The organism is Caulobacter sp. GW821-FHT10A10, from assembly GCF_059415745.1.
The window spans coordinates 540,786-559,787 of sequence record NZ_JBWKNV010000003.1; the positions used below are offsets into that span (position 1 = coordinate 540,786).

Here is a 19,002-nt window from a genome sequence, read left to right on the forward strand (position 1 = left end):
AGTGCAACGTCGTCGCGAGCTTTTGGCTTGTCTGATCATCGCCGTCTTCGCGACGGTGAGCGCGGCCCTGTTCGCCATCATCGACCCGATGGGCCTGGACCAGGCTTCCGACGACCATAGCGCAGGGGTCGTGTCGCGCGTCTTCGCCGCCGACTACGACGGCGGCGCCCAGGACCAGCCCGACCGCCCCACCGTCCTCGAGATCACCGACTACACCCTGGCCCGTCGCGCCGGTCCCGACGGCGAGGTCGAGTGGCCCCCGCCCCGCGACTTCTACACCGACGTCATCGTCACCATCGCCCGGGAACGGCCCGCGGCCATCTTTCTCGACTACATGCTGGTGTCGAAATACCAGCCCGATGAGCGGGATCGCTTCCTGGGGGTGCTCGGCCAGGTCACCGCCGCCGACAAGTGGCAGGGCGACAAGCAATGCCGCGCCTCTCCCCTCGCCAAGCTTCGGTGCATCATCGCCGCGGGCGGCACGCCGGTGATCCTGGGCAAGGCCTTCGCGCCCGACCAGTGCGGCCCCAACGCGGGCCGCTTCCTGTCGGCGGACATGGCCGATCAGGACGGCGTCGCGCTGCTGACGCCGCTGGGCTGGACCAAGCTGCCCGAGGTCTATCGTCCGGTGATCGGCAAAGACGTCTATGTCGACGCCATGCAGGCCGCCTACGGCGGCGAGGACGACCCGACGGGCGGGCGGGGCAAGGCGCTTTTCGACGTCTGCCGCTACGTGAAGCGGCTGCCCCCTCTCGGCGAAGGGCGGACGGGCTGGATGGGATCGGAGGCCTACGACCTGTCGCCGGCGATGGCGCTGTTCGCGGTCCAATGCCTGAGGGGCGCCCCCATGGCCTCACGGGCCAAGGCCCTCTGCCATGACCTGCTGGCCGCCAGGGAAGACAAGGCGCCGAACCTCCCAAACCTTCCGGACGAGATGGTCGTGCGCTGGGGTTCCCTGCCGCTGACGCGCAAGCTCGATCTCGACCACCGCCTCTATCCCGACGACAAGACGGCGGAGGACTGCCGCAGCGAGACCAACCGCCCGCTGCGCCGCCTGCAGGTCGGGGGCGTGCAGTTGGCCTCGGCCCTCGGCGACATGACGGCCGCGGTCCGGGTCCCCTGCCCCTATAGCCCCGCTTTCGACTACGGCGTGCTCGAACAGGCGCTGATCGAACCCGGAGCGCCGGACGTGACCGGCTATCTGCGTGATCAGGTCGTGCTGGTCGGCGCGGCCTACGCCGACAGCAACGACGTCGTCGAGGACGTGGTCCACGGCCGGCAGGCCGGCGTGCACCTGCACGCCATGGCCTACGACAACCTGCTCCGCTACGGCGCCGATCAGCTGCGCCAGCCTCCCGACCTGACCGAAGACCCCTTGCTGTCGTTCTTCGGCGTCGACTGGGGCGAGATCCTCGAGTTCGCCTGCGCGCTGGTCGTGGCCTTCATGATCGAGGTGGTCCGGCGACGCATCTCCCGGGGCGACCTCTCGACTCGGCGGGTCTACGGGCTCTCGACGCTGGCCTTCGCCCTGTGCGTGCTGCTGCTGGCCGGAGCCGTCGGACTGACCCAGGCCCTGCACTGGGCGCCGGTCAACGTGGTCGGGCTGTTCGGCTTCATCATGCTCGACGGCGCGGTCAGCCTCTGGTCGGTCGAAGGCGCGATCCGCATCGCGCGCCTGGCCGTACGGATCGCCACCTTCGTCGCGCGCCGCGCCGGACGGTTCGTCGCCGCCGTGCTGCGCCTCGCCGTTCGCCGCCTCAAGCGCCTGCGAAAGCCCAAGCCGCCCCCGCCCGCACCGCCGGACGCACCGGCCGAAGGGGCGCCGCCCGCCTCGTCAAAACCCGAACTGGAGACCGCGCCATGATCCGCCTCAGCCACCTCGCCGGCCTCGCGGCCGCGACGGCCCTCGCCGCGCCGGCCGCCGCAGAACCCGTCAAGTTCAACGGCCCGACGGTGAAGCTCTACGACAAGAACTGCATCTCCGGCGAGAAGGCGCAGGTCAGCAAGCTGCCGCCGCTCACGGTTGACGAGACCGTCCAGAAGAAGGCTGGCTGCATCACCCTGAGGGACGCCGCCGGCAACGCCTATTACGTGATGCAGGTCCCGACCACCGACGGCGGCTGCGGCCTGACCGGCCTGCGCTCCCCCGACCGCCCCACGGGCTCGTCGAACGCCGGTTCGCGCGGAGCGGGGTGCTGATGCGCCTTCGCGCTCTATCGGCGGCGGTGGTCGCCATTTCCGTCGCCGCCCCCTCGGCCGACGCCTGGGCCCAGACCCGCAGGCGCCCGGCCGCCGCCAGGCCGGCGGCGGCGGCTCCCGCCGCTCCGGCCGAACCGCCCTATCGGCAGCCGCCCCCGCCGCCGCCCGCCACGGCCCTGCTGGCCAAATGCGCCGCCGCCCGAGCGCCGGAGGCCGAGGGCAAGTCGCGAGGCCGCCTGCGCGGGGTGATGACCAGCATCCGCAGCGTCGGATTCGACACCTTCTCGATCAGCGGCGACGACGGCGTGTTCACCTGCCTGCCCGCGACCGCAGCCAAGGTCCAGGTCGAGCGCGCGCCGGTCGATCCCTCCGCCCGCAACCGGGTCAAGGCCCTGGCCGAGCAGGCCGACGTCCGGGGCGACATGCGCCCTTCGCTGTTCTCGATGCCCCAGACCCAGAAGCGCCTGCAGGCCATGGTCGATCGCATCGCCGACGCCTGGCCCTATCCCAACGGACCGCGCCCCAAGGTGCTGATCAGCGCCAACATGCCCTTCAACGCCGAGGCGCGCGTCGACAACACCCTGACCGTCTGGCTCGGCGTCTTCGAAGGCGAAAACGGCGAACCGACCAAAGACCTGATGGACAACGACCTCTACTGGCTGCTGGGCCACGAGTACGCCCATCTGGCCATGGATCACGCCCGGCGCGACGAGGTCATGCAGGGGCGCCTGGGCACCATGCGCTCGGCCTTCAGCCTCTATCAGCGCGGCGTGGTCTTCGACGCCCGCATGAACTACGCCGAGCCCGGCGCCACCGACGAGATGCGCCGCAAGATCGAGGAATCGAAGGAACTGCACCGCAACCTCCGCTTCGTGGTGGAGGAAGTCGCCACGCCCTACTGGGGCCGCATCCAGGAAGACGAAGCCGACGCCATCGGCTTCGACCTCACCGCCCTTGCCGGCTACGTGCCGCGCACCGACTACGCCATCACCAGGATCGGGAAGGGCGAGAAGAGCATGGAGGATCGCTTTGCGGCGGCTGCCGCGGACATGCAAAAGCAGATGTCGGCCACACTGGCCGACCCCCGCTACCAGAACGCCATCCAGCAAAGCCAGTTCGGGGCGGCAGCCAAGACCGTCGGCGGCGTGGCCCTCGACTCCCTTTGGGAGGGTCTGAAGAAGCAGGGCGCCGATTGGCTCAAGCGCAAGCACCGCGCCGCCGACGCCCGCGCCGAGGGCATGGATCGCTACCGAGGGACGGCCTACACCAGACCGCAGATCGCCCCGACCAGCGAGATGACCAGCGTCGAGGTCGAAAGCATCACCCGCCTCCCCGAACTGAGGCGCGGCCTGAACGCGGCCCGCGCCGCCAACCAGGCCCAGAAATTCATCCTGGCCGGCGACCTCGTCCGGGCCCGGACCGAGATCGCCGTGGCGCTGAACCAGCCGCAGTTCTCGCGCGAGGCCTGGGTCCGCTTCGTGGCCGCCCGCATTGAGATGCAGGACGGGCGCTATGGCGAGGCCGTGGAGCACCTGGAGGTGGCGCGGCGTTCGCCCAACGCCGCCCCCGATGTCTATCGCGAGCTTGCGCGTTCCTACTCCAAGCTGGGCCGGACCGCCGCCGCCCGCCCGGTCATCGACGAGGGCAAGATCAAGAGCGGCGATCCGGACTTCTTCCTGCCCGAAGAGATCCGCATCCTGGCCCGAAGCCGCCAGTTCAAGGCCATGCCGCCCCTGCTGGAAGCCTGCCGCCGCACCGAACGCGAGGAGTTGATGTTCGACTGCCAGCACGCGGCCAAGGACGTCGACATGAGCAAGCTGACCGCCGCCCAGGTGAAGGAATTCGAGGATAACAGCTACTTCGGCGTCACGCCCAACAGCGCCAAGGGCGACACCGCGCGCGGCCAGCCCACCATACCGTCGCTGTTCGAAGGCCTGTTCAGCCGACCCTGAAATCGGGGCCGGACACGAAAACGGGCGGCTCCGGAAGGAGCCGCCCGCGATCGTCTCGACCGAAGTCCCCCGCGCTTAGCGGGCGAACTTCTGGAACTTGATCCGCTTGGGGATCAGGCTGTCGGCGCCCAGGCGGCGCTTCTTGTCTTCCTCGTACATCTCGAAGTTGCCTTCGAACCATTCGACGTGGCTGTCGCCTTCGAAGGCCAGGATGTGGGTCGCCAGGCGGTCCAGGAACCAGCGATCGTGGCTGATGACCACGGCGCAGCCGGCGAACTCTTCCAGCGCCTCTTCCAGGGCCTGCAGGGTTTCGATGTCCAGGTCGTTGGTCGGTTCGTCGAGCAGCAGCAGGTTGCCGCCGGTGGCCAGGGTCTTGGCCAGGTGGACGCGGTTGCGCTCACCACCCGACAGCAGGCCGACCTTCTTCTGCTGGTCGCCGCCCTTGAAGTTGAACGAGCCCACGTAGGCGCGGCTGTTGATCTCGCGCTTGCCGACCACCATCACGTCGGTGCCGCCGCTGATCTCTTCCCAGATGGTCTTGTTCGGGTCGAGGGCGTCGCGCGACTGGTCGACATAGGACAGCTTCACGGTCTCGCCGACCTTGACCGTGCCTTGGTCGGGCTGCTCGCGGCCGGTGATCAGCTTGAAGAGCGTCGACTTGCCGGCGCCGTTCGGGCCGATGACGCCGACGATGCCGTTCGGCGGCAGGCGGAACGACAGGTCCTTGAACAGCACCTTGTCGCCGTATTCCTTCTCCAGGCCGGTGACTTCCAGCACCAGGTTGCCCAGGCGCGGGCCGGGCGGGATCTGGATGTGGGCCTGGGTCTGGGCGGCGCGGGCGTTCTCCTGCGCGGCGACCATTTCGTCGTACGAGGCCAGGCGGGCCTTCGACTTGGACTGGCGGGCCTTGGGCGAGGAGCGGACCCATTCCAGTTCGCGGGTGAGCGCGCGCTGGCGGGCTTCGGATTCCGACTGCTCCTGGACGACGCGCTTCTGCTTCTGCTCCAGCCAGCCGGAGTAGTTGCCCTCGTAGGGGATGCCCTTGCCGCGATCCAGTTCCAGGGTCCACTTGGTGACCTGATCCAGGAAGTAGCGGTCGTGGGTCACCAGGATGACGCAGCCCGGGAACTCTTCCAGGTGGTGCTGCAGCCAGGCCACCGACTCGGCGTCCAGGTGGTTGGTCGGTTCGTCGAGCAGCAGCATGTCGGGCTTGCTGAGCAGCAGGCGGGCCAGGGCGATGCGGCGCTTTTCACCGCCCGACAGGCTTTCGATGTTGCTGTCGTTGGGCGGGCAGCGCAGGGCGTCGATCGCCATCTCGATCTTGGAATCGATGTCCCACAGATCCTTGGCGTCGATGATCTCCTGGAGCTTGGTCATCTCCTCCATCAGTTCGTCGGTGTATTCCTCACCGAGCTGAACCGCGAGGGCGTTGTACTTGTCGAAGACGTGCTTGTCTTCGCAGTCGGCGATGACATTGCCCCAGACGTCCTTGGTCGGGTCCAGCACCGGCTCCTGCGGGAGGTAGCCGCGCTTGACGCCGTCGGCGGCCTTGGCCTCGCCCGAGAATTCCTTGTCGAGGCCGGCCATCACCTTCAGCAGGGTGGACTTACCCGAGCCGTTGACGCCCACGACGCCGATCTTGGCGTCGGAGTAGAACGACAGCCAGATGTTCTCGAAGACCTTCTTGCCGCCGGGATAGGCCTTGGTCAGGCCCTGCATCTGGAAAATGTATTGCTGCGCCATGAGGGGCTTTTCGTCTCTCGGGTCGGGGTGCGGGGGTCGGGCGCTCAAATAGCGGTTGGGGGCGATTTGCGCAATCGCGACCCCTTCACGCATTCGTCGCCAGACTGTCGGCGAGACGACAAATAACCGTCGCGGCGGTGTCGTCGATCAACGTTAGGCGAGCCCACTAGACGCGCCCCGGCGGCCTCCCCGCCCTCGGCGCACTAGGGGATAGTTCAGATGAAATCCGCTCTTCTGCTGAGCGCCGCCTTCGGCGCGCTCCTGCTGGCCGCTCCCGCCCTCGCCGCCGAAACCCCGGCCGAACCCGCGCCGGCCGCCGATGCGGCCACCGAAGTCGACGCCGTCATCGTCATCGGCCAGGGCCAGAGCCGCCAGGTCCAGACCGTCAACGACGCCGCCCTGGCCCTGGAAGCCTCCGGTTCCAGCCCGCTGAAGGCGATCGCCAAGCTGCCCGGCGTGTCGTTCCAGTCGGCCGACGCCTTCGGCGCCTACGAGTGGTCGACTCGCATCTCGATCCGCGGCTTCAACCAGAACCAGCTGGGCTTCACCCTGGACGGCGTGCCGCTGGGCGACATGAGCTACGGCAACCACAACGGCCTGCACATCAGCCGCGCCGTCGCCAGCGAGAACATCGGCAAGGTCGAACTGGCCCAGGGCGCCGGCGCGCTGGGCGTGGCCTCGACCTCGAACCTGGGCGGCACGCTGCAATTCTTCTCGCGCGATCCGTCCGAAACGCTCGGCGGCCAGCTGAACGTCACCGGCGGCTCCGAAGCCATGCACCGGGTGTTCGGCCGCTTCGAAACCGGCGCCATCGAGCAACTGGGCGGCCTGCGCGCCTACGTCTCGATCGCCGACCAGAAGAGCGACAAGTGGAAGGGCGGCGGCGAGCAGAAGCAGCGCCAGTACGACGCCAAGGCCGTGCTGCCGATCGGCGAAGGCGAACTGACCGGCTTCTACCACCGCTCGGAACGCCGCGAGCAAGACTACCAGGACATGTCGTTCGAGATGATCAAGCGTCTCGGCCGCGACTGGGACAACACCCAGCCCAACTGGGCCCTGGCGATCGCCGCCGCCCGCGCCTACCAGACCGGAACCGCCCTGCCCTCGCCGTTCACCTCGGTCGACGACGCCTACTACGCCGGCGCCGGCATCCGTGACGACGACCTCTACGGGGCCAGCCTCAGCCTGCCGATCGGCGAGCGCGTGAAGTTCGACGCCACCGCCTACCAGCACAAGAACCAGGGCCAGGGCCTTTGGTACACGCCGTACCTGGCCAGCCCCGGCTTCGGCACGATCGGCTCGAACGCCGCCCCGCTGTCGATCCGCACCACCGAATACGACATCGACCGCGGCGGCCTGATCGCCGGCCTGTCGGTCGAGCTGGGCGCCCACACCATCAGCGGCGGCTTCTGGACCGAAACCAACCACTTCAACCAGGCCCGCCGGTTCTACGCCGAGACCGCCTCGGCACCGTCTCGCGACCCGCTGGACTTCCAGGCCAACCCCTTCGCCACCCAGTGGCAGTACCGCTTCGAGACCAAGACCCTGACCGGCCACATCGAAGACAGCTGGGCCGTCACCGAAGCCCTGAAGATCAACTTCGGCTTCAAGGCGGTGAAGGTCGAAAACAGCGTCGAGACCGTGGTCGGCAGCGCGCTGTCGGGCAAGATCGAGAGCAAGGACACGTTCCTGCCGCAGGTCGGCTTCGTCTACGACCTGGGCAGCGGCGTCGAGTTCTTCGGCGGCTATACCGAGAACATGGCCGCCTACGTCTCGGCGGCGACGGCCGGCCCGTTCGCCTCACAGAGCCAGACGGTCGTCGACTACGTCGCCAAGACCCTGAACCCGGAAAGCTCCAAGACCTTCGAAGCCGGCGCCCGCTATCACCGCGGTCCGTTCCAGGGCGTGGTCGCGGTCTATGACGTCAACTTCGAGGACCGCCTGCTCAGCGCCTCGACGGCCTCGCCGATCCTGGGCCTGCCGGCCGTGCTGTCGAACGTCGGCTCGGTGAAGACCCAAGGCCTGGAGCTGGCCGGCGAATACCGCGTCAGCGACGCCTGGTCGGTCTACGCCGCCTACACTCACAACAAGTCGGAATACCAGGACGACGTCATCAACGGCAGCGGCGCCGTCGTCGCCCACACCGCGGGCAAGACCGTGGTCGACACGCCCGAGAACATCTTCAAGGGCGAGGTGAAGTTCGAGCAGGCCGGCTTCTACGCCAAGCTCGGCGTCAGCTACACCGGCGAGCGCTACTACACCTACGAGAACATCGGCGGGAAGGTCGACAGCGCCACCGTGGCCGACCTCACCCTCGGCTACAGCTTCGACGGCGAGGGCTGGACCAAGGGCCTCGAGATCCAGGCCAACGTCACCAACCTGTTCGACGAGGACTACATCTCGACCGTCGGCTCGGGCGGCTTCGTCAACAACGACACCGCCGGCACGGCCATGACCCTGCTGCCGGGCGCGCCCCGCCAGGGCTTCGTGACCATCAAGAAGGCGTTCTAAGACTCGCCTTCGCACCTGAAAGACGCGCGGCCGGGAGGCGACTCCCGGCCGCGTTTTCGTTCTAACCCTTCAACCGCATGGCCACGTCGCAGCGCTCGTAGCGCGCGCCGAACAGGGCCATCACCTCGGCGTCGTGTTCGAAGCCCAGCTTCTCGTAGAGGTGCACGGCGGGACCGCACTTGGTGTTGGTCAGCAAGTAGAGCTTCTCGCTCGCCCCCATCGCCTTCGCCCGCCTGATCACCTCGGCCAGCAGGAACTCGCCGACCTTACGGCCGCGCGCCGACTTCGACACCGCCATCTTGGTCAGCTCGAACCAGCCGTCCTTGGACTTCATCAGCGCGCAGGTCCCGACCACGCCCAGGTCGGGCGTCTGGGCGAACAGGATCGCCCCGCCCTTGTCGATGATCCGCTCGCGCGGGTTGGACAGCAGGTCGACGTCGTTGGCCTCCAGCGCGAACATCTCCTCGATCCATTCGGCGTTGATGCGATGGAACGGCTCGGCCAGCTCGTCGGAGAAGTCGCGCACGGTCATCGGCGGCGCCAGGGTGCGGTCGGTCAGGGTGCGGTCCGTCAACGAGCGTCGGTCCAGTTCGGCCTCGATTTCGGCGAGAGCGGCCATCAGTTCTTGATGACGTCCGCCGCACAGAGACCCGGCGGCGGCCTCCACCCGCGGCCAGAGATCCCGCTCCAACCGGTCCATCAGGACCTCGCCGGCGGGGGTCAGGGACAGCAGCTTGTGACGCTGGTCACGCCCTTCCCTGCTGGCCTCGACCAGCCCCTGCTCGATCAGCGCCTGCAAAGCGCGTGTGGCGGTGGGCTGGCTGATGCGCAGGTGCTGGGCGATGGCTCCCACGTTGCGCGGCCCCTCGCGGCGCAGCACCGCCAGCAGCGGCTGCTGGGCCGGCTGCACCGGCAGATCCATCGCCTGCAGGATCGCCCCCGCCTCGGTCTGCAACCGCTCGCCCAGGCGCTTCAGCCGGCTGCCCAGGAACAGCACGCCGAGATCGGAAAGGGTGTCGGAAGTCATGAGCGCTATCCTGCCAGAATATGTATAGCATGCTATATATCTAGCTATGCGTATCACGGTCAAGACGACGTCAGGAACGCCAGCTCGGCTCGGCGGTGTTGTTGTCGATGTCGCGGAAGGACGCCCTCGCCCACCCCTACTGCGTCGGCTTCAGGCGTTCGGCGCGGCGGCGCATGGCGGCCGCCAGTTGCAGCAGGGCCAGGGCCGAGGCCTCGTCGCGCTCGGCCGCGCGCATGGTGTAGACCCGCGCCAGCACCACCAGCGCTTCGGGCCGGTCCAAGCCCTCGGCGCCGAACATGTCGGCGATCGACTGGTCCAGTTCGATCAGCTGGTCGTCGCTCAGCAGAGCCAGCAGTTCGTCGTCGGAGAAGTCTTCGGGCGCGTTGCTCATGCGCCCGACATAGCAGACCTTTCGGCCGCTAGGCGACCTCGGCCGGCTTGGCCAGGGCCGGACGCGGCTCGGCCAGCAAGGGCTTCAGCAGTTTCGAGAAGCTGCCGTAGGTGAAACTGCCCGAGTCGGCGTGGCGCACCACGCCCTGGCGGTCGATGACGAAGCTGGTCGGCACGGCGTTGTCGATCTTGCCGTAACCCTTGCCGGTCAGCCGCTTGGCCAGCGGGAACGCCAGCACCTTGGCGAGATCGCGCAGGGCGCGCTCCGGCGGCGAATCCTCGACGCTGATGGCGTAGATCCGCAGGCCCGCACCGCTACGCTCGCGCATGAACTGGTCCATGGCCGGCATCTCGGCGCGGCAGGGGCCGCACCATGTGGCCCAATAGTTCAGCACCACGACATCGCCGGCCATCTCGCTCGACTTGATGACCTGGCGATCGAAGGTCGTCACCGAGAACGGCGGGGCGACGTCGCCGACGGCCGCCTGCTTGCTCCCGGCCCAGGTCAGGCTCGGCGTCGCCAGGCCCATGGCGGCGCCCGTCCCGGCCCCCATCGCGGCCAGGGCCGTCATCACTTCGCGCCGCCGCATGTCCCCTCCGTACGCCACCTGCTCAAGCGGCGTTATCGCCAGGGTTGCTCGCGGTCAAGCTTACTCGCGCCCAGCCTCGACAACCACCGAACCGTGACGAAGCGCGTTCACAGGGGCAAGCAAACCGCCTAGGTTCTGTCCATGGACCGTCATGCTTCCCTCGCAGCCATGTCCGCCATCGGCCGTCGCGGCCTGTTCCGCGAGGTCGAACCGTTCTCCTTCGGCTGGTTGTCGGTCGGCGGGCCGCACGAGATCTATTACGAGGAATGCGGCGCGCCGCGTGGCAAGCCGGCGGTGATCCTCCACGGCGGCCCCGGCGGGGCGATCAACCCGACCATGCGGCGGTTCTTCGATCCCGGCCGCTGGCGCATGGCCCTGTTCGACCAGCGCGGCTGCGGCCGCTCGCGCCCCAACGCCAGCCTCGACGACAACACCACCTGGAGCCTGATCGCCGATATCGAGAGGCTGCGCGAGCACCTGGGCGTCGAGAAATGGACCGTGTTCGGCGGTTCCTGGGGCTCCACCCTCGCCCTGGCCTACGCCATCAAGCATCCCGACCGGGTCGAGGGCCTGGTGCTGCGCGGCGTCTTCCTGCTGACCGAGAAGGAACTGGCCTGGTTCTACCAGGACGGCGCCTCGATGCTGTTCCCCGACGCCTGGGAGCGTTTCCTGGCGCCGATCCCGGTGGAAGAGCGCGGCGACCTGATGGCCGCCTATCACAAGCGCCTCGTCCATCCCGACCGCCGCGTCCAGGCCGAGGCCGCCAACGCCTGGAGCCAGTGGGAGGGCGACACCATCTCGCTGCGCGGCCCCGAGGCCCGCCCCCCCAAGTTCAACGAAGAAGACTTCGCCATCGCCTTCGCACGGATCGAGAGCCACTTCTTCGTCAATCGCGGCTTCTTCCCCGAAGACGGCTGGATCCTGAAGAACATCGACACGATCCGGCACATCCCGGCCTGGATCGTCCAGGGCCGCTTCGACGTCGTCACGCCCCTGGCCAGCGCCTGGGCCCTGCACCGCGCCTGGCCCTCTGCCCATTTCGAGATCGTCTGGGACGCCGGCCACGCCTCGACCGAGCCCGGCGTCATCGACGGCCTGGTGCGGGCCACCGACGCGGCGTTCGGGCGGTAGCCCTCCCCCTAGACTCCCGTCATTCCCGCCCTTGTGGCGGGAAACCCTGGTTCCGCTCGCACGGGAAGCGCCAGCGGATGGCCTGCGATCCGCCCCACTCGCCCTTGCGGCTGACAGAGGGGTTCCCGCCACAAGGGCGGGAATGACGGGAAGAAGGGGGTACCCCCCTCAAGCCCCCAGGTGCTTCCCCCGCCGCTTGATCGCCAGGCTCTCCCAGCTCGCCACCGCCAGCAGCACCAGTGTCGTCAGCAGCGACAGCACCAGCGGCGACACGCTCATTGCCGCCAGGGCCAGCAGCGCCAAGGCCGCCATCCCCGCGATCCGCGACGGCGACCAGATGCGGAACACCGCCTTCTTGAACAGAACCCCGCCCAGCAGGAACAGGAGCGGCCCGCCGATCAGGGCGGCGGCGGTCTTGAGGTCGGCATGGCCGACCGGATGGTGGATCACCCACTCGTCGCCGACCGCCGCCACGATGATCCCCGCCACCGGCAGCAGGTGGCTGTAGGTGTAGGCCACCCGCGCCACCCGGCCCGGATCGTCGGAATGGCTGATCGCCTCGCTGGCGGCCTCGGCGGTGAACGAGAAGTAGATCCACCACATGGCCAGGCTGGCCACGAACGACGAGGCGAAGGCCGCCGTCACGGCCGGCGTCCATTCCAGGCCAGCGGCGGTCGCGCCCATCACCAGGATCGACTCGCCCAGGGCGATGATCGTGAACAGGGCGCAGCGCTCGGCCAGGTGCGCGCCTTCCACCGTCCAGTCGGCGGTTTTCGACCGGCCCAGGCCCGGGGTCCAGAAACCGGCCGCCGGCGAGGCGTATTCGATGGCGATGGCGGCGGCCCAACAGGCCAGACGCAGCTCGTCATGCAGCAGGCCGCCGGCGATCCACAGCACGCCCGAAACGCTCAGCCAGGCGCTGATCCGCAGGAAGTTCAGCTTCAGGCCCTGGTCGCGCCGCACGCACCACACGGTGAAGACGCTTCGCCCCACCTGGATGCCGACATAGGCCAGGGCGAACAGCAGCCCCCGCCCCTCGAAGGCCTGCGGGATCGACATCGCCAGCACCATGCCCGCGGCCATCACCACGAACAGCATGATCCGCACCGGCGGCCGCTCGGGGTCCAGCCAGTTGGTGACCCAGGCGGTGTAGACCCAGGCCCACCAGACGGCCATCAGCAGCAGGCCCGTCTCCAGCAGGCCCAGCAGGCTCGGATGGCCGATCAGGCCGTGCGACAGCTGGGTGATGGCGAAGACGAACACCAGATCGAAGAACAGCTCGACATAGGTCACCCGCGCATGGCCGCCCTCGCGCGCCCGCAGCAGGCCGCCGCCCTTCTTGCTCGTCATCTCCGCTCCTTCGTTCTTTCGCCCAGGCTTTCGCCTGGAATCGGAAGCTAGCCAGAACGAATTGGCGGCTGAAGCGCTATCCTCGCATGACGCCGTTCGATCTCCTGAAAACCCGCGCCGCCATCGTCGGCCTCCCCCTCGCCCTGACCCTGGGCGCGGTGGCCGGCGTCGTCATGCAGATCGGTCCGCAGGAGGCCGAACCCGGCGCCTTCGCCGAGGTCCACGGCAGTCAGTACGCCGAAGCCGCGCCCATGGTCTGGCCGGCCGGCAAGGTCCCCGACTACGTCATCGGCCAGGACTTCCTGCGCCCGCCGCAGGACCAGACGCCGGTGGTGCTGACCTCGGCCGATCTCGTCGGCATGGGTCCCGAGATGAGCCTGATCGAACCGGCCAGCTACGAGCCCGCCGACCAGGACATCGTCTCGGCCTCCGGCGCCACAGCCGCTATGGACCAGCCGGCGACCCCCACCGAACCCGCCGACGCCCCCCGCGCCAGCTACGCCTCGACCAGCGGTGACATTCTGAACACGCGCCTGCCGGAAGAGGTGGTCGCCGGCCCGCCGACGGAAATGGCGGCGTCGAGCTACTGAACCTCCCCCTCTGGGGGAGGCGATCGCGCAGCGATCGGTGGGGGGCGTGACTGCGAAATCCGCCAACACCTCGAAAGCTGAAAACGTCCCCCCACCGGCCTTCGGCCGCCTCCCCCACGAGGGGAGGTCCTCTCATTTCGGCCCCCGCCTTGCACCCATCCCGCCAAGCGAAGCGACACTGTGCCGTTTCGCGCCACACGGGAACGCGTATGGACGCCTCCGCGCCGGAACGGGACGAGCACGAGCAAGGGATCCTGCGCACGCTGGAGGCCTGGGCCTGCGGCTTCGTGCTGTTCATGCTGTCCAACGCCCTGATCGGCCCGCTGCTCGACCCGGAACAGGCCGGCGGCGAGGACATGCCGCTTCTTCGCCTGATGTGGCTGCCGGTCTACGCCCTGATCCTGGGCCTAGTGATGTGGCGCGCGCCGCGGCTGATGAAGTTCTGGCTGCCGGCCAGCGTGCTCAGCCTGCTGGTCTTCTGGGTGTTCGCCTCGTCGTCCTGGTCGTTCGACCCGGGCACCACCAACCGCCGGGCCCTGGCCGCGGCCTTCACCACCCTGTTCGGCTTCTATTTCGCCGCCAGCTTCGACGGCCGCCGCATGGCCGAGATCCTGGCGACCACCTTCCTGATCCTCGGCGCCGGCGGTCTGCTGGCGGCGATCGCCTATCCCAAGATGGGCGTGCAGCACGACATCAACGCCGGCGACTGGCGCGGCCTGTGGTTCGAGAAGAACCAGATGGGCGCGATGATGGTCTACGGCGCCCTGGCCTCGATGGCCGCCATCCTGGCCGGCACCAAGCACCGCAAGCTCTTCATCACCGCCATCGTGCTCTGCGCCTTCATGATCGTGATGAGCAAGTCCAAGACCTCGCTGATGGTGCTGATGATCGGCCTCGCCGGATCGGGCCTGCTGGGCATGATGCGGCGCGGTCCGGCCACGGCGATCACCATGGTCTGGCTGGGCGTCACCGTGATCGGCGGCGCGGCCATCGTCATGTGGCTGGCCCCCGAGCTGCTGTTCAAGGCCCTGGGCAAGGACCCCACCCTGACCGGCCGCACCGAGATCTGGGACGCCCTGCTGCGCCAGTCGGCCAAGGCCCCGATCACCGGCTACGGCTACGCCGTGTTCTGGCGCGACGAGTCGGTGCCGGCCATGTTTATCCGCAAGGAGACCGGCTGGAACGTGCCGACCGCCCACAACGGCTGGCTCGACGTGCTGGCCCAGTTGGGCTGGGTGGGCGTGGGGCTGTCGGCCCTGGTGCTGGGCTTGCCGCTGCTGGTCGCCCTGTTCCGGTTCGACAAGGTGCGCGACGGCTATTGGGCGACGCTGTTCCTGGTCATTTTCCTGATCACCACCTTCTCGGAAAGCTTCATCCTGGAGCGCAACGGCATCGCCTGGGCCCTGGCCTGCGCGGCCGCCACGCGCCTGCTCGGTCCCGCCCTCGGCTTCGCCCGCGGCGTCGACCCCAAGGCCGCGCGAGCCCCGCGCGAAGAGGCGCCGCTGAGCTGGCGCCTGGCTCCGCCCGAGCCGATCCCGGAAATTTGGAGCCCCGCCCCCGTCTTCGGACGACGCACGGTCTCGCCTTTGGCGGCGCGTACGACTATTGGAGCGGCATGACCGACTACACGCCCCAGCAGATCGTCGCCCGCGGCGCCCGCGCCGACGCCGAAGCCGCCGCCGACGCCATCGACAACATGCCCGGCCTCGAAGGCGCGACCTACTCGATCCTGGAAGAGGACGAGGACAAGAACATCTGGCGCATCGACGCCTTCCCGACCACCGACGAGGAAGACGCCGGCCTGCTGGAGCTGCTGGGCGGCTACGACCTGAAGGTCGTGCGCGAGACCCTGGCCGACGCCGACTGGCTGGCCATGGCGCTGTCGGGCCTGCCGCCGGTGCGCGCCGGCCGCTTCTTCGTCTACGGCATGCACGACCGCGGCCGCCTGCCGGCCAGCACCGTCAACCTGCGCATCGAAGCCGGCGCGGCCTTCGGCACCGGCCACCACGGCACCACCGTCGGCTGCCTCCAGGCCTATGACCGCCTGATCAAGGCCAAGAAGTTCAACAAGGTGCTCGACGTCGGCGCCGGCACGGGCCTGCTGGCCATCGCCGCCGCCCGCACGGGTTCGAAGCTGGCCGTCGGCACCGACATCGACAAGCCGTCGGTGCGCATCGCCCGCGAGAACGCCGTGGTGAACAAGGCCAACGCCAAGTTCGTCCACGCCTCGGGGCTGGGCCACCGCCTGGTCGCCGACAACGCCCCCTACGACCTCGTCTTCGCCAACATCCTGGCCCGACCGCTGATCAGCCTGGTGCAGGACATCAAGCGCGCGCTGGTTCCCGGCGGCACGGTCATCCTGTCGGGCCTGCTGCGCACCCAGGAACGGATGGTCAAGGCCGCCTACCTGTCGCGCGGCTTCCGCGTGAAGACCCGCATCCATCGCGACGCCTGGGCGACGCTGGTGCTCGAGCGGCCGTAAGGTCGCTCGACGCACAAGGCGGAACACCTCCGCTTGGCTCCACGTTTCCTCGAACAACGACGTTCGAGGAAACTTAGCCATGACCTATACCGATCCTTCCCTCCCCCCGGCCCAGCGACAGCCCGCGCCCGAGCGCGTCGTGGAAGTCCGCCGCGAGTCGAGCCCGCTGGGCTGGCTGGTCGCCGGCGTGGTGGCCATCGTGGCGGTGATCGCCGTGGCCTTCATGCTCACCTCGCGGCCGATGGACGCCAGTTCCGACCAGATCGCCCAGGCCCAGGAACAGGGCCGCACCGCCGGCCTGCTCGAAGGCGCGCAGGTCGGTCTGCAGACCGGCGCCCAGCAGGCCCAGGCGGCCGCCGAAAGCTCGGCCCGTGACGCCGCCGCGGCCGCCGACGCCGTCCGCCGCCAGACCGAGGCCCAGGCCCAAGCCGCCGCCGACGCCGCCCACGATGCCGCCGCCAACGCCCCGGCGACCACCGACGGCAAGGCGCCGTCGCCCGACCCCGACCGCCCGCAATAAGTCCCCTTCCAAGTCCCGCGCTGGAGGCCTAAATCGGTCTCCATGCGCCAGACCTTCGATGAATCCACCGATCCGGGCTTTGGCCCGCGCCACGTTCCGCTGATCCGCGAGGCCATGGCCCGCCAGGGTCTGGACGGCTTCCTTGTGCCCCACGAGGACGAGCACCAGAACGAATACCTGCCGGCCGCCAACGACCGCCTGGCCTGGGCCAGCGGCTTCACCGGCTCGGCCGGCGCCGGCGTCATCATGAGCGACCGCGCCGCCGTGTTCGTCGACGGCCGCTACACCCTCCAGGTCCGCGAGCAGGTCGACCAGGGGGTGTTCGAGATCCGCGACCTCGTCGAGGGCGGCGTCCCCGCCTATCTCGAAACCGCCAAGACCGGCGCCGTCATCGGCTACGACGCCCGCCTGCACAGCCCCGCGGCGCTGGACGCCCTGAAGGCCGCCGCCGCCCGCGCCGGCGCCACGCTGAAGCCCGTCGCCGCCAACCCGCTGGACGAGGCCTGGGGCCAGCAGCGCCCGGCCCAGCCGCAGGCGCCGGTCGTGCCGCATCCGACGCAATACGCCGGCGAAGAGTCCTCCGCAAAGCGCGCCCGCGTCGGCGCGGGCCTCGGGGCCGACGCCGCGGTCATCACCGCCCCGGCCTCGATCGCCTGGCTGTTCAACATCCGCGGCGGCGACGTCATCCGCACGCCCCTGCCCCTGGCCCAGGCCGTGCTGCGCGCCGACGGCAGCGCCCGCCTGTTCCTCGATCCGGCCAAGGTCACCGAGGAACTGCCCGCCTGGCTCGGCAACGAGGTCTCGCTGGAAGCGCCGGAAGCCCTGGAAGGCGCCCTGGCCGAGCTGTCGGGCAAGTCGGTGCTGGTCGATCCGGCCCAGTCCTCGGCCTGGTATTTCGACACCCTGGTCGCCGCCGGCGCCAAGGTCGTGCGCGGCATGGACCCCTGCACCCTGCCCCGCGCCTGCAAGAACGGCGTCGAGCTGGACGGCACGCGCGAAGCCCACCGCCGCGACGGCGCCGCCCTCACCCGGTTCCTGCACTGGCTGGCCACCGAGGGCCAGGTCAGCCCGCCGGACGAGAAGGAGGCCGTCGCCAAGCTGGAAAGCTTCCGCGAAGCCACCGGCGTGCTGAAGGACCTCAGCTTCGACACCATCGGCGCGGCCAACGGCCACGGCGCCCTGCCCCACTACCGCCCGACCGAGCGCAGCAACGAACGCGCCGCCCTCGGCTCGCTGCTGCTGGTCGACAGCGGCGGCCAGTACCTGGACGGCACCACCGACGTCACCCGCACCGTGGCGATCGGCGAGCCCACGGCCGAGATGGTCCAGCGCAACACGCTCGTCCTGAAGGGCCACCTGGCCATCGCCCGCCTGCGCTTCCCAGCAGGCACCACCGGCTCGGCCATCGACGCCCTCGCGCGCATGGCGCTTTGGGCTCACGGCCTCGACTACGACCACGGCACCGGCCACGGCGTCGGCGTCTATCTGGGCGTGCACGAAGGCCCGCAGCGGATCAGCAAGGCGCCCAACACCATCGCCCTGCAAGCCGGCATGATCGTCTCCAACGAGCCCGGCTACTACAAGGACGGCGAATACGGCATCCGCATCGAGAACCTGGAAGTGGTCATGCCGGCCGAAGCCGTCGGCGGCGGCGACCGCCCGATGCACCGCTTCGAGGCCCTGACCCTCGCCCCCATCGACCGCCGCCTGGTCGACAAGGCCCTGCTGACGGCCGAGGAGGTCGCCCAGTTCGACGCCTACCACGCCCGGGTGCTGCGCGAGATCGGCCCGCGGCTCGAGCCGGAGGTTCGGGCTTGGCTGGAAGAGGTGTGTAAGCCCCTCTGATCCCTCTCCCCTTGCGGGAGAGGGTGGCCCCACGAAGTGGGGTCGGGTGAGGGGTCGCACATACAGAAACGCCGCGACGGCTGGTCAGCTGTCGCGGCGTTTTGCGCCCGAGAGACCCCTCATCCGTCAGCTTCGCTGACACCTTCTCCCGCAAGGGGAGAAGGAGAGTTCTACTTCAACCGCGTCCAGGTCTGCGTCTTGCACAGCGGCGCGACGATGCAGCCCTTCAGTTTGAGCTTGTCGGGCGAGGTCATGGTGATGGTGCCCGAATAGGTGCCGCCGTCGTCGGCGTTGTAGACCTTGCCGCCGGTCCACTTCTCGGGACCGCCGCTGAAGCCCCACAGCATCTGCATGCCCTTCAGCGGGCGCGTGCGCAGCGAGGCGTCCTTGTTCTTGGCGTCCTTCTTGGACGGGTCGGTCTTGATGTGGTCCGAGGTCACCAGCTTGCCGCACAGGCTGTTGCCGCAGCGGCTGATCTCGACCTGGCCGCCGTTGGTCTCGGTCAGCCAGAGGCCGGTGATGTCCGCGGCCATGGCCGGCGCGACGAAGGCGGCGCTGGCGACGGCGGCGAGAATGGCGGTCCTGAGCATACAGTTACGACTCCCTATGCGCGTAGTGTTTGGAACGCGCGTTTTATCCCTCGTCGCCTATCTCGCCGCGAACGGCAAGGCG

General features: G+C 69.0%; 16 protein-coding genes. 10 read left to right on the forward strand and 6 right to left on the reverse strand.

Features of this window, described 5'->3' with window-relative positions; genetic code table 11:
* The first annotated feature begins 1 nt into the window (after position 1).
* The 3 genes from AC07NS_RS11925 to AC07NS_RS11935 are packed head-to-tail and all read left to right on the forward strand — an operon-like array spanning position 2 to position 4,151.
* Positions 2-1,864, forward strand: a complete 1,863-nt coding sequence (locus AC07NS_RS11925; protein WP_494603369.1) for a hypothetical protein — start codon at positions 2-4, stop codon at positions 1,862-1,864.
* Entirely contained in the window at positions 1,861-2,199 is a 339-nt protein-coding gene (locus AC07NS_RS11930) for a hypothetical protein (protein WP_494603371.1), read from the forward strand. Before AC07NS_RS11925 ends, AC07NS_RS11930 begins: the two co-directional genes overlap by 4 nt.
* A complete protein-coding gene (locus tag AC07NS_RS11935) occupies positions 2,199-4,151 on the forward strand; it encodes a M48 family metalloprotease (protein ID WP_494603373.1) in 1,953 nt (650 codons plus the stop codon). Before AC07NS_RS11930 ends, AC07NS_RS11935 begins: the two co-directional genes overlap by 1 nt.
* 75 nt (positions 4,152-4,226) lie before the next feature.
* Here AC07NS_RS11935 and ettA read toward each other — a convergent pair whose 3' ends face one another.
* Positions 4,227-5,894 (reverse strand): energy-dependent translational throttle protein EttA, encoded by a 1,668-nt coding sequence (gene ettA, locus AC07NS_RS11940; protein ID WP_494603375.1) that lies wholly within the window; start codon positions 5,892-5,894, stop codon positions 4,227-4,229.
* A gap of 219 nt (positions 5,895-6,113) precedes the next feature.
* Here ettA and AC07NS_RS11945 point away from each other — a divergent pair, with 219 nt between their 5' ends.
* Positions 6,114-8,405, forward strand: coding sequence for a TonB-dependent receptor (locus AC07NS_RS11945; protein WP_494603377.1), 2,292 nt, complete (start codon positions 6,114-6,116; stop codon positions 8,403-8,405).
* 61 nt (positions 8,406-8,466) lie between these two features.
* On the opposite strand, the gene AC07NS_RS11950 is transcribed toward AC07NS_RS11945, so the two are convergent.
* From AC07NS_RS11950 to AC07NS_RS11960, 3 genes are all read right to left on the reverse strand, one after another.
* On the reverse strand, positions 8,467-9,432 hold the full coding sequence (locus tag AC07NS_RS11950) for a bifunctional helix-turn-helix transcriptional regulator/GNAT family N-acetyltransferase (protein WP_494603379.1): 966 nt from the start codon (positions 9,430-9,432) through the stop codon (positions 8,467-8,469).
* A 136-nt stretch (positions 9,433-9,568) separates the two neighbouring features.
* Positions 9,569-9,823 (reverse strand): low temperature requirement protein A, encoded by a 255-nt coding sequence (locus AC07NS_RS11955; protein WP_494603381.1) that lies wholly within the window; start codon positions 9,821-9,823, stop codon positions 9,569-9,571.
* Positions 9,824-9,851: 28 nt separating this feature from the next.
* Complete coding sequence (locus tag AC07NS_RS11960; RefSeq protein WP_494603383.1) at positions 9,852-10,412, reverse strand: TlpA family protein disulfide reductase; 561 nt, start codon at positions 10,410-10,412, stop codon at positions 9,852-9,854.
* Positions 10,413-10,553: 141 nt separating this feature from the next.
* Here AC07NS_RS11960 and pip point away from each other — a divergent pair, with 141 nt between their 5' ends.
* The gene (gene pip / locus AC07NS_RS11965; RefSeq protein WP_494603385.1) at positions 10,554-11,543 is read left to right on the forward strand and encodes a prolyl aminopeptidase; all 990 of its coding nucleotides are present in this window, start codon (positions 10,554-10,556) and stop codon (positions 11,541-11,543) included.
* 168 nt (positions 11,544-11,711) lie between these two features.
* Here the strand turns inward: pip and AC07NS_RS11970 are convergent, their stop codons facing one another.
* A complete protein-coding gene (locus tag AC07NS_RS11970) occupies positions 11,712-12,893 on the reverse strand; it encodes a low temperature requirement protein A (protein WP_494603387.1) in 1,182 nt (393 codons plus the stop codon).
* A gap of 86 nt (positions 12,894-12,979) precedes the next feature.
* Between AC07NS_RS11970 and AC07NS_RS11975 the strand changes: the two genes are divergently transcribed.
* The 5 genes from AC07NS_RS11975 (at position 12,980) to AC07NS_RS11995 (ending at position 18,330) form a co-directional block, all read left to right on the forward strand.
* The gene (locus AC07NS_RS11975) at positions 12,980-13,483 is read left to right on the forward strand and encodes a hypothetical protein (RefSeq protein ID WP_494603389.1); all 504 of its coding nucleotides are present in this window, start codon (positions 12,980-12,982) and stop codon (positions 13,481-13,483) included.
* 209 nt (positions 13,484-13,692) lie between these two features.
* Complete coding sequence (locus AC07NS_RS11980; RefSeq protein WP_494603391.1) at positions 13,693-15,102, forward strand: O-antigen ligase family protein; 1,410 nt, start codon at positions 13,693-13,695, stop codon at positions 15,100-15,102.
* Positions 15,099-15,965 carry a 50S ribosomal protein L11 methyltransferase gene (locus tag AC07NS_RS11985; RefSeq protein ID WP_494603393.1) on the forward strand — a complete coding sequence of 289 codons (867 nt, stop codon included), beginning with the start codon at positions 15,099-15,101 and terminating at the stop codon, positions 15,963-15,965. Before AC07NS_RS11980 ends, AC07NS_RS11985 begins: the two co-directional genes overlap by 4 nt.
* Positions 15,966-16,044: 79 nt before the next feature.
* On the forward strand, positions 16,045-16,485 hold the full coding sequence (locus tag AC07NS_RS11990; protein ID WP_494603395.1) for a hypothetical protein: 441 nt from the start codon (positions 16,045-16,047) through the stop codon (positions 16,483-16,485).
* Positions 16,486-16,527: 42 nt separating this feature from the next.
* On the forward strand, positions 16,528-18,330 hold the full coding sequence (locus tag AC07NS_RS11995) for an aminopeptidase P family protein (protein ID WP_494603397.1): 1,803 nt from the start codon (positions 16,528-16,530) through the stop codon (positions 18,328-18,330).
* A 170-nt stretch (positions 18,331-18,500) separates the two neighbouring features.
* Here the strand turns inward: AC07NS_RS11995 and AC07NS_RS12000 are convergent, their stop codons facing one another.
* Complete coding sequence (locus AC07NS_RS12000) at positions 18,501-18,920, reverse strand: DUF2147 domain-containing protein (protein WP_494603399.1); 420 nt, start codon at positions 18,918-18,920, stop codon at positions 18,501-18,503.
* Between the last annotated feature and the right edge of the window lie 82 nt (positions 18,921-19,002).